The sequence below is a fragment of the Yaniella soli genome (assembly GCF_054782375.1).
This window is the reverse complement of sequence record NZ_BAAGSP010000067.1, coordinates 1-1,947: the sequence shown is the minus strand read 5'-3', so window position 1 is coordinate 1,947 and position 1,947 is coordinate 1. Positions and strand designations below refer to the sequence as shown.

The 1,947-nt window shown below is 54.3% G+C and carries 1 protein-coding gene; it reads right to left on the bottom strand.

All coding sequences use genetic code 11. The features are described from left to right. Positions 1-76 precede the first annotated feature (76 nt). Positions 77-1,402, bottom strand: coding sequence for a group II intron reverse transcriptase/maturase (gene ltrA / locus ACYVJT_RS15190; RefSeq protein ID WP_499418552.1), 1,326 nt, complete (start codon positions 1,400-1,402; stop codon positions 77-79). Positions 1,403-1,947 lie beyond the last annotated feature (545 nt).

The window sequence follows — 1,947 nt, the reverse complement described above, 5'->3', positions numbered from 1 at the left end:
AATCGAGTAGGTGGGTCGGGTTTCCCGACCCACCTCTCACACCACCGAGCATGCGGGACCGCACTCGGCGGTTCGCTTAGCCGTTTGGACGAAAGCGTAGCCAAGCATCATAGAAGAATACGGTGCCTTGCTCCTGCCAATATTGGGTTGAGAGCGCACGATGTAGTATGGGACTTTTAGCAATCCGCCAATAGCCCCGACTGGCGTTACCCCATTGATACGCCTGATTCGGTCGTATCCCCAGATTTCGGAGCATCCGGACCCGGGTGCGGGGCAGTTTCCATTCCTTCCAACGGATTTGCCGTAATCGTCGACGGAACCATTCATCCAGGTCTTTGAGCGCTCTTGGCGTCTCGATGAGACGGAAGTATCCCATCCAGCCCCGCATGTATTGGTTCAATCGTCGTAGACGTTCATCCATGGAAATACTCCATCGACGCGAGGTCAGCGCACGAATACGATCCTTGACACGCTTGCGCGTGGAAGGCGCCATCCGCAACTTGACCTGTGAACCTTTAGCAAAATAGAAACCATAACCCAGCAACTCTGCAGAAGATGCTGGTTTCACTGATGACTTCGCCCGATTCACCTTCAACCGCAACGAATCTTCGAAGAAGCGTGTCGCTACTTCCAAGACCCGATAGGCAGCCCGTTTTGATTTCACGAACACGCGAAGATCGTCAGCATACCTGACGAATCGGTGACCACGAGACCAAAACAGTTGATCGAAATCATCTAACAAAATGTTCGATAATAGCGGTGACAAGGGAGACCCCTGCGGGGTCCCCTCCTTGGTACCTCGTACGACTCCATCAGCCATGATCCCTGCCTCAAGATAGGCACGGATCAGCTTCAGCAGTCGTCTATCTTCTACTTTGCGCGCAACCCTGGCCATGAGCATGTCATGATTGACCCGATCAAAGAACGAATCCAGATCCACCTCGACCACCCACCGATACCCCTGTTGGATGACCGTTTTGGCCACCACCACGGCATCATGAGCAGACCGATGCGGCCTGAACCCATACGAGACCGGAACAAATCCCGAATCAAACACCGGCACCAAAATTTGCGCGATGGCTTGTTGGATCAACCGATCCACCACACTGGGCACACCAAGACGTCGCTGGCCACCATCAGGTTTTGGGATCATCACCTGCGCGACCGGCAACGGCCGATACACCCCCGCATCCAACAACTCACGGGTTTCTTGCCAGTGCTCACGCAACCAATCGCGCAACTCATGCACGCTCAGCCCATCAACACCAGCAGCACCCCGGTTTTGCTCGACACGTTTCAACGCATCCAGCAGATTCGCCTGCGAAAACACCTGTTCCCACAAACTGGCCTGCTGGACCTTGATATGTTCATCCACATCCGCCGGATCGTGACGACTACGCACAGACAAGGGCCCTCCCGTATGCACCGGTCCCTCCAACTTGTTCTGCTCACTGTTCTCAGTGATTTACTGCGATCAACATCCGATCACGAGGATCATGAGTATTTCCATATCAAACACAGCGTTTAGTCCTTCCCTACCACTTATAACCGGAGTGTAGTCTCATACACCTCCATGCCGATCCCTGGCAGGTACTACGACCTCTGCTGACTTCTGCCCCACCAACCACAACCTCTCGGCTGTAATCGCCCCACCAAGTTCTGGTGGTGCACTGGAACAGATCTCCCCGGATAAGGACACGTACTTTCTCTTAGCTCCCGCCGCATTTACACACAGACCGTCTTGATGGAACGGGCATCACCATCTATTGCTGGCTGACCCCAGCCTGCATGCCTGATGCGATTCGTATACCTCGGTGCCAAGATTTGCCAACCGGCTTCCTCCCCACCACACCTCACGATGCAGCAGTTGCCATCGGCTAGGAGTTAAACCATCTTCTCCTCCAGAGGACTTCCACCTCCAAGTAAGTGCCCATGCCGGGCGTACAA